Origin of the sequence: Candidatus Caldatribacterium sp. (genome assembly GCA_014359405.1) — a bacterium.
GTDB classification, from domain to species: Bacteria; Atribacterota; Atribacteria; order Atribacterales; family Caldatribacteriaceae; genus Caldatribacterium; species Caldatribacterium oleiphilum.
Genome location: JACIZN010000065.1, coordinates 1 through 10,666, shown reverse-complemented (window position 1 = coordinate 10,666; position 10,666 = coordinate 1). Strand labels below are relative to the sequence as shown.

Genomic DNA, 10,666 nt, shown 5'->3' with positions numbered 1-10,666 from the left:
CATACATCGGTAATGATGATGCCCCAGATGGCAAAGCGAGGGTCGGTCAACCATTCCACGGCTTTGAACCCAAGCCTCTCGAGGAAAAAGTTCACAAGACCAAAAGTCTGATCAAGGAGCAACCTCCAGAAGAGACCGGCCACAAGGGGGGCAAGCATCATGGGAAGGAAAATCAAAAGGCGGAAGAAACCCATCCCCGGAATCCTCTGGCTCAGGGCAAAACCAAGGAGAAGCCCAAGCCCCATCTCGATGGCAAGACACGTCAAGGTGATGCGCAGCGTCACCCAGGTGACGAGCCAGAACTGCTCGCTCCGGAAGAGTTGGGCGTAGTTCCCCACCCCGACAAAGCGTGGCTCCCGACCCCGAACGTAATCGTAGAAACTGATGTTCACCGAGTACACAAGGGGGAAGATGACCATGAGGACGAGGAAGACAATGGTGGGAACAAAAAGGAGCAGGCGGAACCGCAGCTCCTCCCGATGTCGCCGTCGCGCAAGGATATCGACACGTTCAGCCAACGTATCCCCTCCCTCGGGAAACGACAGCATATTCATATTATATCAAAAAACCTGCGAAAAGAAATCCCTACAGGCCTTTTTCAAGCCCGGCAAGAATTCCCCGTGCCCTCGCGAAACTCTCCTCAGGGACCTGAACCTCCACGGGTCCCGTATCCCCAAAGTACGCCTCGCCCCCATAGGGACTGGCCGACGGCTTCAAGAGGACTCGAATACCCCCCGCTTCGAGGTAGCCACGAATGAGTTCTGCCTCCACACGATGGGCCGCAACCTTGACCGTTCGGTACCTCATGGCTTTCTCTCCTGCCCGTAGTAGGCCTGGGGCCCGTGCTTGCGAAGGTAGTGCTTGTCGCGGAGAGCCTGAGGGATTTCAGAAAGGTGAGGAGAGAGAAGGAGCGAGAAGTACGTCGTTTTGGCCACCTCCTCAAGGATAATGCTCGTGTGCACTGCCTCCATGGGGTCTTTTCCCCAGGTAAAGGGTCCGTGTCCGGCCACGAGAACTCCCGGAATAGCCTCGTAATCGAGACCCTGAAAGCGCTCGACAATGACAAGCCCTGTTGCCCTTTCGTAGTCCTCTTCGATTTCCTCCCGGGTCAGAAGACGGGTACAGGGAATCGGTCCGTAGAAGGTATCCGCCTGCGTCGTACCAAGACAAGGGATATCCCGCTGAGCCTGAGCCCAGACACAGGCCCAGGACGAGTGGGTGTGAGCGACGCCACCGATACGCTCGAAATGCCGGTAGAGTTCAAGATGCGTCGGTGTATCAGAAGAGGGGCGAAGCTCTCCCTCCACAACCTTTCCGTTCTCAAGGTCCACAACCACCATGTGTTCCCAAGAAAGGGCATCGTATGGAACACCACTTGGTTTGATGACCACAAGGCCCTTCTCCCTGTGGATACCGCTCACGTTCCCCCAGGTGAGGATCACAAGCCCCTGACGGAAAAGCTCAAGATTCGCCTCCCAAACCTCTCTTTTGAGCTCCTCAAGCATCCTTATCCCTCCCCAAGTACGTCTGAATCTCCCGCGCAAAGCGTACGGCGTTCTCAAGGTCCTCTTTTCCTGGCCTTCCCCGATTGATACCTCCAAAGAGCTTCAAGGGGCCAAAGGTATCAAAACCCCGACAGGCGAAGCTCCCGAGGACCACAAATCCCCGCCGGGTAAGGAGTTCCTCAAGAGGGCGATTGTACGATTCCCTCCCCAAACCGCTCGTAGAGAAAACAAACGCCTTTTTCCCTCGAGAAGGTGGCAGGTTCCTCACAAAGTCAAAAAGACGCCGATGGAACTTCCCAAAGTAGATTCCCGAGCCAAAACCCACAAGGTCGCAGGAAGAGAGCTCTTCAAGAGAAACCTCCTCCGGCTCCTTCACCACACCCCCAAGGACCTCAGAAAGCACAGAGGCGACTTTTCGGGTATTCCCGTGGTGCACCGATACCACAACAATGAGGCTGCGCACGCTTCACCCCTTCTTGCTTTCCCTTTCCTTTTCCAGTATTGTAAGAAAAAATCCGGAGGAGGGGAACCCTTTCGTGGAAATCCTGCACTTGCTCAGTGCGGTCTGGAACGGCGCTCCTGACGGAGTGAGCATCCTCGATACCTCCTTTCGCGTGGTGGAGATGAACGCCACCATGCGTACCTGGTATGCCCACCAGGCGTTTCGCCCGGGAATCAAGTGCTTCAAGGTTTACCATGGACGGAATCGCCCCTGCTCCCATTGCCCTGCACGCCTTGCCCTGAAATCAAAACGCGCCACAACAGGAATCGTCCCCTATCACGGCCCGAAAGGGGAAATTCAGGGATGGCAGAAGCTCACCGTCTTCCCTCTCTGCGAAGGGGAAAGAGTCATCGGCTTCATCGAGTACGTGGAAGACATCACCGAGAGGAAACATCTTGAAGAAGAGGTGAACCACCTTCAGACCCGGGTGCAATTCCTGGAGAAAGAAGTTGAGCTCCTTGCCACCCTTCTTGCCCAGGAAAGGGAACGGCACAGGAAGAGTCGGCAGCTCTTTGCAACCCATGTGGAACCGCTCTTTGCGATGCTCTCCTCTTCTCTCCCCAATGACTTCCAGAAAATTCTCCTCGGCATCCTCAGAGACGCCATTGCCCACCTCCTTGAAGGACGGAATTCCATAGACTTTCCTTCTCTCACCCCTCGGGAATGGGAAGTGGCCCAACTCCTTGCGCAAGGCTTAACGAGCAAAGAAATCGCCGAGGTCCTGTCCATTTCAAAGAAAGCCGTAGACTTTCATCGAGGAAACCTCCGTAAGAAGCTCCAAGGTCTTGATGTTCGCTTCCTTTTCCCTCCCCAGGATTGCCGGAAAACCCCTTAGGAATTCCTTAGAAATTTTCTGGTGTTCCCCTTTTCGTGCGCTTTTTCTATCCTCAGGAAAAACAAAAGGGGAGGGAACACCGTGAGCGAAAACCTTCTCTTTACCTCAATCGTCATCGGAGGGAAAAGGGCGGAGAACCGTTTCGTCATTAACGCCATGGAATGCTGTGATTCCGATGAGGCCGGTAACCCCTCTCCGCGAACGTACAGGCGGTACGCCAGGCTCTTCGAGGGAGATGCCGGGGTTATATTCCTCGAAGCCATCACGGTGAGTTACGAGAGTCGGGCACGCCTCAACCAGCTGAGCATCATGCCCCACAATGCCAAGCCCCTTGAAAAATTCGTTGCCGAAATGAAAAGCATAAACCCCAGGCCTCTTTTCATCTTTCAACTCACCCACGCCGGAGAATTGAGCAATCCCGAGTTCTCCCGAAGGGTATGCGTGAAACCCCTTCCTGGTCTTGGCGGAGACCTCCTGAGCGATGAGGACATAGAGGCCATAATCGACCAGTTCGTTCAGGGAGCAAAAATCGCCTACGACGCAGGGGCAGATGGTGTGGACGTGAAGCTCTGCCATGGGTACCTCGGAACCCAGATCCTTCGCCCGTACAACGATCGCCTCTCAAAGTACGGAGGACCGTGGGAGAACCGACGCCGATTTGCTTTTGAAATCTACGAGCGAATCCGGAAAGTAATACCGGATTCCAAATTCCTCCTCGGTTCCAAAGTCACCATGTGGGAGGGAATCCCCGGAGGGCAAGGATGTGCAGGTCCAGACACCGCCATCATGGACCTCTCTGAGCCCCTGGATCTCCTGAAAGGGCTCAAAGAACGGGGAGCAAATTTCATCCTCGTTTCGGCCGGCAACCCTTCCCTCACCATTGCCTTAGCTCACCCGGACAAAAGAATCCCCGACTACGCTTACCTCCACCATTACTTCCAGAAAGAAGCGCGCAAGGTCCTTGCACCTCAAGTCGTCACCATGGGCTCAGCCTATTCCATTTTCCGAGACGGAAACAATAATTTCCTCGGCGTAGAGAGGGAGAAGAGCTCGCTCCTCTACTGGGGGAACAAAAACATTGCCGATGGCGTGGTGGACATGATTGCCATAGGCCGTCAGTCCCTTGCCGATCCCCTCCTGCCGAAGAAGCTCAAAGAGGGTAAGGACAAAGAAGTCCACTGGTGCACCCTTTGCGATGCCTGCATGGAGCTTCTCATTCGCCAGCAACCCACAGGGTGTGTCGTTTACAACAGGGAGTACGCCGAGATTCTCCGCAAGACCCGGGAGAAGTACGGTGTCCTGAAATTCAAGCATACGTAGTACAGTAACGGTGCAGAAGACGGCACAGGTCCTCGAAAGAGAGCACGCCGACTAAGCGATCTGTGCCGTCTTCAGTGACCGCAACGAAACGTTCGCCCCCGAGGAGCATTTTTCGTAGTGCATCTCCAAGGGAGGTCGAAAGGGACACCGTGATTTGCGGTACTCCTTGATTCTCTTTCTCGTGAAGCCCAAGGAGAGGAACATCCTGAATTTTCACCATGCGGAGAATCTGGAAGAGCCCTCCCCTTCCCAAGAAATCCTCAACAAAGGGATCCTGCGGTGAGAAAAGGAGCTCATAAGGTGCCCCTATTTGCACCATTTTGCCCTCCCGCATGACCCCAATCGTGGTAGCCAACCTCATTGCTTCTTGGAGATCGTGGGTTACAAAGATTACCGTTTTCTTGAGTTTTCCGTGGAGCTCCAAGAATTCATTCTGGAGCTGTTCCCGGGTGATCTGGTCAAGGGCTCCGAAGGGCTCATCCATAAGGATGAGTTCTGGATCTGCTGCCAGTGCTCGCGCAACCCCCACCCGTTGACGTTCCCCGCCACTGAGTTCTCTTGGGAAACGGAAGAGGTACGAGGGATCGAGGTTGACAATGTGGAGGAGTTCCTCGGCCCTCTTGCGCCGTACCCCCTTAGGAACACCCATGATGCTCAGAACGTAGGTGATGTTCTCCTCCACGGTGAGGTGGGGGAAAAGACCAATCTGCTGGATGACGTAACCAATGCGTCGACGGAGCACTACAGGGTCCCAATCCCTTGCATCCCTCCCGTACACCCAAATCCTTCCGGACGTGGGTTCGAGAAGACGGTTCACAAGCTTCAAAAGGGTTGTCTTGCCGCATCCTGAGGGACCAATGAGACACAGGAAATCTCCTTCGTTGACTGAAAAGGAAACCCCTTTGAGCGCCTGCACACCACCAGGGTAGAGCTTCACTACCTCCTCAAAGGCAACGATAGGGGTACCCAATCAGATCAAACCTTCCCTCTCCAAGAAGTCTCGAGCCACGTCCTTTGGATCACGACGTTCCTCATCGACAAGATAGTTCATCTCGGTCATTTCCTCATCGGTGATGCGCCCTGCAAGGCGCCCCAGAACCTCGGCAACTTCAGGGTAACGCTCTACGATTTCTCCCCGAACGACAGGGGCACAGAAGTACGAAGGGAAGAAGTTCTTGTCATCCTGCAGGATGACGAGATCGAATTTCCGCAAAAGCCCATCGGTCGAAAAGGCATTAATGACATCCACCTCTCGGGAGAGAATTGCCGGATACTTCAGGGCAATGGCCATCTGCTTCACCCCCCGGAAGCGGAACCCGTAGGTGGCCACAAGATTCTCATACCCGTCCTTTCTTTCGAAGAAATCTGGTTCTGCCCCAAAGACGTACTTCTCCGAAACCCTGGCAAGGTCCGAAAAGGTTGTAAGATTGTCCTTTTCTGCGGATTCCCTTCGGACCGCAAGTGTAAAGGTATTGTTGAAACCGAAAAGGGGAAGCCAGACCAATCCAAAGCGTTCCCGGTACTCCTTCTTCACCGCTTCGTAGAGCTCAAGGGGATCACGGATGATATTCTCTTTTCTCAGGACTTCCTGCCAAGCCGTTCCGGTATACTCCGGATAGAGGTCGATTTCCCCATTCACCAGGGCAGGATGGAGAATGGAAGTCGTTCCCCCCTCGATGATGCGCCGCTCTACACGAAGGTCCGTATGGTGCTCGAGGAGCTGAACGATGATTTCAGCAAGAATGTACGACTCCGTAAAGGGTTTGTTGCTCATCACGACTACTCCCGAAGCCTCCTCGGCTGTTGCCTCGCTGCGGATACACCACCCCTGGCCAAAGACCACGCTGCCTACGAGGACAATGCCAAGAAATCCGAGAAACATGAGTCTTCTCAAGGTTTATCCCTCCTACATTTGTACTCTTCGAAGGAGCTTTCGCTCCACAAAACCAAGGACTCCATCAACTCCCACCGCGAGAGCTGCAACAAGGAGACTCCCAAGGACCACAAGCTCCGTGTAGTAGGACGTGATTCCCCGAAAGATGAGTACTCCAAGACCCCCTGCACCGATAAAGGCAGCAATCGTAGCCACCGAGATGGTCATAACTGCTACCGTTCGCAGCCCCGCAACGATAATCGAGAGCGCCAGGGGAAACTGTACACGCCACAAAAGCTGCCACTCCGTGCTCCCCATACCCCTTGCTGCCTCCACAATAGCCGGGTCCACGGCGGTAATGCCCACATAGGTATTCCGAACAAGGGGCAAAAGTCCGTATATGAAGAGGGCAAAAAGCGTTGGTCTAACTCCAATGCCAAGAAAGGGAATCATGAACCCGAAAAGGGCGAGCGCAGGAATGGTGTAGAGAACACCGGTTACACCTATAACCCATGGCGCAATAGCTCGAAAACGGGCAATGAGAATGCCAAGAGGAATGCCACAGAGTGCAATGAGAGAGCAGGCAAGAAGGGATATGGCAATGTGCTCTTGAAGACTCGCAAGAACAAGAGCCTTTCGTTCCACCGCAAGCCAGAAAACCTGAGAGAGAAAAGCCACCTATTCCCACCTCTACCTACATGAGAAGGATTGTGTACCCTGCCTCCAGAAACCGACGAACGCTCGGATGACCGTTCAGCTCGTCAAGGACCGGGATACCTTCTCGCATGACGTCCTCAAGGACTCCCATCTTGGCCGAGCAGGCCCGACAGGCCCCGGCAATGCCACCCTGAACCTTCACCTTCTCGTAGAGCTCATGGAGCGGATGGTCTTTTCCGGCAAGAAGCGGCACAAGGCGTGTAGCTCTCCCTTCGAAGACAATGCCAAAAGTTTTTCCCGAAGCAGCGTAATCGAGAGCGTAAAGGAGCACATGAACGAAACACATTTCCTCATCCCGAAAAACGAAGAGCACAACCTTTTCCACGCTTCCACTCCTTTTTGCCAGGAGAAAACCAAATCCCGGAGGAGTTATTCCTCGGGGAAACACACCCGGAGGGCTTTCCGAAAGAGGGAAGGGAGAGGGTACCGTGCGAGTTCTTTAAGTGAGACCCAGGTCCCAGCTTTTACCCTTCCCTTCCCGGTTACCGAGAAAACCTCCGCCTTGATTCGATAGCGGGTGTACGCGTGCTCGAAACCTCCGGAAAACTCAAGAGTCAGGGGCACAAAGCCGTAACGCTCTCCAAGGCCTGCCACCCAATCTCTGGGGTCCCCATCGCCTTCTTTAGAGGGGAGGACGAAGAGACCGGAAAAGAGGCTATCCGCGCTCTTTTCAAGGAGTACCATTCCTTCAACCTGACAAAGGGCGATGGCAAGATGCTTGAGGACTCTTCTCTTTGGAGATTCCAAGGAAATTTCCTGCCCCTTCGACACACAGGGCTCCCTGAGGGGACAGGACGGGCACTTCGGGCATCTCGGTGTGCACACTGTTGCTCCAAAGTCCATGAGCGCCTGGTTGAAGGAACGAGGCTCTCCCTGGGGGATAGAGGAGCTCAGGGCCGCTGCTACTTCCTGAGAGATGCGTTTCCCCGGAAGGCCAAAGAACCGGGAGAGCACCCGCCTGCCGTTTGCCTCAAGGGCAAGAACTGGCTCGTTGTACCCGATGGCAAGGAGAGCCGAGGCAATGTACGGCCCGATACCGGGAAGGCTGCGGAGGGTTCGGTAGTCCCGCGGGAACTTTCCAGCGAATTGTTCCGAGAGGATTCGTGCCGTGCGGTGCAAGTCGCGAGCCCTCCGGTAATACCCAAGGCCCTCCCAGAAAAGGAAAACCTCCTCCTCTGAAGCAGAGGCAAGGCTGAATACGTCCGGAAAGCGGGCCAGGAAACGCTCGTAGTAGGGAACCACCCGAGGAGCCTGGGTTTGGGAAAGCATGACCTCTGCAACCCAAACCCGATAGGGAGTGTACTCTCGCCTCCAGGGGAAATTCCGGGCGTTATCCCCAAACCACGCAAGGAGAGTGGAAACAAAGCTCTCAAGAGGAGCCCTCTCCAAGGTAGGGGAGGGCTCCCCGGGAACTCTACTCAAGCCACACGCTCTGGAAGTACTTCCGGTCAAGGGGATGGAGCACAAAACCTTTCACGTTTTTACGAATGGAATGAGCCGCCTCAGGATGTACCCTTTCATCCTGGAGGCATTATACCACGCCTTCCGGCACGAGCTCTCGAATAGTTGGGAATTTCGTCGAGAATCCACACGGGGTGCCCTGAAAAGGCACCCCGCTTCATTTCACAGTTTCCTGTAGCAGAACCACCAGTCGAAGCATTCGAGTTCCCCGCGCTTTGCCGCCTCAAGGCGCGCCTTGGCAAGTTCTTCCGTCCCCGCAGGGGGAACGATGACCTTATCCCCGAGGAGTTCGTTGTTCGGCCAGTTCTCAGGGAGCGCCACCTTGTGGGCATCCGAGACCTGGAGGGCCTTCAGGGCACGGAGAATTTCATCAACGCTTCGGCCCACTTCCTGAGGATAGTACATGACGAGCCGTAAAATCCCCTTATCGTCCACGATGAACACGGCCCGTACGGTATTCGTACCCTTTCCCGGATGAATCATCCCGAGCGTCTGGGCAACCCGCCCGAGCTCATCGGCAATGACCGGGAAGGGGATGGGGACACCGAGTTTTTCCCGAATCCACTCTGTCCACTTGATATGGGCGAAAACCTGGTCCACAGAGAGTCCAATGAGCTCTGCGTTGAGGGCCCGGAAAGCCTCCGCTTTCTTCGCAAAGGCCACAAACTCCGTGGTGCACACCGGGGTGAAATCTCCCGGATGACTGAAGAGGACAAACCACTTCCCTGCGTAGTCATCGGGAAGCTTCTTCATCCCGTGGGTTGTCTTGACCTCCATTGAAGGGAATCGCTCTCCAAGAAGAGGCATTCTTCCGAGATTCTCCATGATTTACTCCTCCTTTCTTGCATTCAGGACATATTCCCCTAAAGTACAGGTCTTTGCTCTCTACGAGGAAGCCTTCAAGTCCCTCGTACTTCAGAGACTCAAAGGTGAAGGTGAAATCGTACACCTTCCCACACACATCACACTGGAAATGCCCGTGCTCCGAAAGAACGGCGTCGTACCTTGCCTCGTTCCTCTCTATGGTTAGGACCCGAATGACCCGAGCCTCAAGAAGAGCCGCAAGGGCGTTGTACACCGAAGCCCGGGAAAGAGTGGGTATTTCTCTTTGGAGTTCCTCGTATATTTCCTCGGCACTTGGATGCTTCCTGCTTTGAAGGAGATACTCCAAAACCCTGAGACGGATGTACGAAGGACGAACACCTCGTGACTTCAGGAACTCCTTGAGTTCACCGAATCGAGTGACTGGCCTCACCTCCTTAAATCTTTTTCAATTTTAGAATAATTCTAAAAGAAGAAAAAGTCAAGAGTGCTCTGTTAAAATTCCTTAACGCAACTTTAATCCCGTCTTTGCCCTGAACCCCTCCCCGCGCCTCATAATGGGGGTAGAACACATTGAAAGGAGTGAGGATCTTGCGGAAAATTGGTGCCGTCCTTGGGGTCGTGAGCGTTCTTGCCCTCTCCCTGATTGCTCTTGCTGCAGAAAAAATCGTGCAAGTCGATGGCTCAAGCACTGTGTACCCCATAACCGAAGCCGTGGCCGAAGAGTTCCAGAACGCCAACCCGGACATCAAAGTGACGGTGGGCATATCGGGAACCGGCGGAGGATTCAAGCGTTTCGTCCGTGGAGAAACGGACATCAACGACGCTTCTCGTCCCATCAAGGCCTCGGAAATCGAGGCCTGCCAGGCAAACGGCATTGACTTCATCGAACTCCCTGTGGCCTTCGATGCCATTGCCGTGGTGGTGAACCGGGAGAACGACTGGGTTGACTACCTCACGGTTGAAGAACTCAAGAAAATCTGGGAGCCCGAAGCCCAGGGGAAAGCCCTTCGCTTTAGCGACATTCGCCCTGGATGGCCTGATAAACCTATCACCCTTTTTGGTCCCGGAGTGGACTCGGGAACCTTTGAGTACTTCACCGAGGCCATCATCGGTGAAGCAGGAAAGAGCCGGGGCGACTACGTGGCAAGTGAAGACGACAACTTCCTTGTCCAGGGAGTGAGCCAAGACCGCTACGCCCTCGGGTACTTCGGCCTTGCGTACTACCTTGAAAACCAGGATGTGCTCAGGGCCGTCCCGATAAAGGCTGGCGAGAGCAATCCTGTACCACCAACCGCAGAGAATGTGATGAACGGTACCTACCAGCCCCTGAGCCGTCCCCTCTTCATCTACGTGAGCGCGAAGAGCGCCGAGCGCGAGGAAGTGGAGAAATTCGTCACCTTCTATCTCGAGAACGCCGCGGAGCTCGTCCAAGAAGTCGGGTACGTGCCTCTCCCTGAGAGAGCAGCCTATGAACTTGCCCTCGAGCGCTTCAAAAAGCGCGTCACCGGTTCAGTCTTTGGAGGGCATGGCGCAACGGTAGGGGTATCCATCGAAGAAATCCTTGAAAAGGAGTCGCAAGAGTGAATCCTGAGCCGTCCCCCATGGGGGACGGCTCATTTTGGGAGGTT

The 10,666-nt window shown here is 54.6% G+C and carries 14 protein-coding genes; 3 read left to right on the top strand and 11 right to left on the bottom strand.

Features of this window, described 5'->3' with window-relative positions; genetic code table 11:
• The 4 genes from H5U36_06255 to H5U36_06240 form a co-directional block, all read right to left on the bottom strand.
• Positions 1 to 518 (bottom strand): sugar ABC transporter permease (locus H5U36_06255; GenBank protein MBC7217739.1); only part of this gene is annotated, 518 nt, incomplete at its 3' end.
• A gap of 67 nt (positions 519 to 585) precedes the next feature.
• Positions 586 to 807, bottom strand: a complete 222-nt coding sequence (locus tag H5U36_06250) for a DUF2007 domain-containing protein (GenBank protein MBC7217738.1) — start codon at positions 805 to 807, stop codon at positions 586 to 588.
• A complete protein-coding gene (locus H5U36_06245; GenBank protein ID MBC7217737.1) occupies positions 804 to 1,505 on the bottom strand; it encodes an L-ribulose-5-phosphate 4-epimerase in 702 nt (233 codons plus the stop codon). The genes H5U36_06250 and H5U36_06245 overlap by 4 nt, the downstream gene beginning before the upstream one ends.
• A complete protein-coding gene (locus H5U36_06240; protein ID MBC7217736.1) occupies positions 1,498 to 1,968 on the bottom strand; it encodes a flavodoxin family protein in 471 nt (156 codons plus the stop codon). Before H5U36_06240 ends, H5U36_06245 begins: the two co-directional genes overlap by 8 nt.
• Between H5U36_06240 and H5U36_06235 the strand changes: the two genes are divergently transcribed.
• The gene (locus H5U36_06235; GenBank protein ID MBC7217735.1) at positions 1,955 to 2,842 is read left to right on the top strand and encodes a PAS domain-containing protein; all 888 of its coding nucleotides are present in this window, start codon (positions 1,955 to 1,957) and stop codon (positions 2,840 to 2,842) included. The genes H5U36_06240 and H5U36_06235 overlap by 14 nt on opposite strands.
• An 81-nt stretch (positions 2,843 to 2,923) precedes the next feature.
• Positions 2,924 to 4,162, top strand: coding sequence for a 2,4-dienoyl-CoA reductase (locus tag H5U36_06230; protein ID MBC7217734.1), 1,239 nt, complete (start codon positions 2,924 to 2,926; stop codon positions 4,160 to 4,162).
• On the opposite strand, the gene H5U36_06225 is transcribed toward H5U36_06230, so the two are convergent.
• From H5U36_06225 to H5U36_06195, 7 genes are all read right to left on the bottom strand, one after another.
• On the bottom strand, positions 4,149 to 5,132 hold the full coding sequence (locus tag H5U36_06225) for an ABC transporter ATP-binding protein (protein ID MBC7217733.1): 984 nt from the start codon (positions 5,130 to 5,132) through the stop codon (positions 4,149 to 4,151). The genes H5U36_06230 and H5U36_06225 overlap by 14 nt on opposite strands.
• Positions 5,133 to 6,044, bottom strand: coding sequence for a glycine/betaine ABC transporter substrate-binding protein (locus tag H5U36_06220; GenBank protein MBC7217732.1), 912 nt, complete (start codon positions 6,042 to 6,044; stop codon positions 5,133 to 5,135).
• Between the two features lie 24 nt (positions 6,045 to 6,068).
• Positions 6,069 to 6,713 (bottom strand): ABC transporter permease, encoded by a 645-nt coding sequence (locus tag H5U36_06215; GenBank protein ID MBC7217731.1) that lies wholly within the window; start codon positions 6,711 to 6,713, stop codon positions 6,069 to 6,071.
• Positions 6,714 to 6,729: 16 nt separating this feature from the next.
• Positions 6,730 to 7,077, bottom strand: coding sequence for a cytoplasmic protein (locus tag H5U36_06210; GenBank protein ID MBC7217730.1), 348 nt, complete (start codon positions 7,075 to 7,077; stop codon positions 6,730 to 6,732).
• 44 nt (positions 7,078 to 7,121) lie between these two features.
• A complete protein-coding gene (locus H5U36_06205) occupies positions 7,122 to 8,141 on the bottom strand; it encodes an A/G-specific adenine glycosylase (protein MBC7217729.1) in 1,020 nt (339 codons plus the stop codon).
• A gap of 234 nt (positions 8,142 to 8,375) precedes the next feature.
• Positions 8,376 to 9,038 carry a peroxiredoxin gene (locus H5U36_06200; GenBank protein ID MBC7217728.1) on the bottom strand — a complete coding sequence of 221 codons (663 nt, stop codon included), beginning with the start codon at positions 9,036 to 9,038 and terminating at the stop codon, positions 8,376 to 8,378.
• Positions 8,947 to 9,468: a transcriptional repressor gene (locus H5U36_06195; GenBank protein MBC7217727.1), complete on the bottom strand. Its 522-nt coding sequence runs from the start codon at positions 9,466 to 9,468 to the stop codon at positions 8,947 to 8,949. The genes H5U36_06200 and H5U36_06195 overlap by 92 nt, the downstream gene beginning before the upstream one ends.
• A gap of 158 nt (positions 9,469 to 9,626) precedes the next feature.
• On the opposite strand from H5U36_06195, the gene H5U36_06190 reads away from it, so the two are divergent.
• Positions 9,627 to 10,622 carry a PstS family phosphate ABC transporter substrate-binding protein gene (locus H5U36_06190; GenBank protein MBC7217726.1) on the top strand — a complete coding sequence of 332 codons (996 nt, stop codon included), beginning with the start codon at positions 9,627 to 9,629 and terminating at the stop codon, positions 10,620 to 10,622.
• Positions 10,623 to 10,666: the final 44 nt, after the last annotated feature.

Bases quoted from the DNA above. Each gene is read 5' to 3' on its own strand.
- H5U36_06250 (MBC7217738.1), bottom strand. From the start codon at position 807: ATGAGGTACCGAACGGTCAAGGTTGCGGCCCATCGTGTGGAGGCAGAA.
- H5U36_06200 (MBC7217728.1), bottom strand. From the start codon at position 9,038: ATGGAGAATCTCGGAAGAATGCCTCTTCTTGGAGAGCGATTCCCTTCA.
- H5U36_06220 (MBC7217732.1), bottom strand. From the start codon at position 6,044: ATGTTTCTCGGATTTCTTGGCATTGTCCTCGTAGGCAGCGTGGTCTTT.
- H5U36_06235 (MBC7217735.1), top strand. From the start codon at position 1,955: ATGAGGCTGCGCACGCTTCACCCCTTCTTGCTTTCCCTTTCCTTTTCC.
- H5U36_06245 (MBC7217737.1), bottom strand. From the start codon at position 1,505: ATGCTTGAGGAGCTCAAAAGAGAGGTTTGGGAGGCGAATCTTGAGCTT.